The sequence below is a fragment of the Candidatus Magnetaquiglobus sp. genome, assembly GCF_058402785.1.
Map to the genome: position 1 here is coordinate 6,908 of NZ_JBZVFG010000082.1, position 431 is coordinate 7,338.

Genomic DNA, 431 nt, shown 5'->3' on the forward strand with positions numbered 1-431 from the left:
GTCATGACTGGGGATGAGGCGATTGATGACCTCTCGTGATCGGATCCCAACCTGTGACCAAGTGCGGTTGCCGCTCGCCGGACATGGATGGGAATGGGTTTGGATTGGCGGTCGCGATTCAGGATCATAGGAATCTATGTAAAATTGCAAAGGAATGCGGGTGCGCGCCAAAAAAAATCAACCCATAAAAAATTTTTTCTTGTTTCGGGTTGCGCTCCTCCGTATGGTAATGTCCAGAGGGGATAAGCGGAGAGGACGATGGGACGTTTTACTCAATTTATCCTAAAGTTTATGTGGTCCAGTTGATTATCGGGAGTAGAAAACAATGTCGCAAACGGTTCGTGGGACGGTCAAGTGGTTCAACAATTCCAAGGGTTTCGGCTTTTTGGCCCCGGAAGATGGCAGCGAGGACGTGTTCGTCCACTTTTCCG

1 protein-coding gene is annotated in these 431 nt (G+C 49.4%); it reads left to right on the top strand.

Translation table 11 applies throughout. The annotated features are described in order from the left end of the window. Positions 1-325 precede the first annotated feature (325 nt). The coding region (locus tag ACV4UY_RS16240) for a cold-shock protein (RefSeq protein WP_491608600.1) at positions 326-431 on the top strand (106 nt) is incomplete at its 3' end.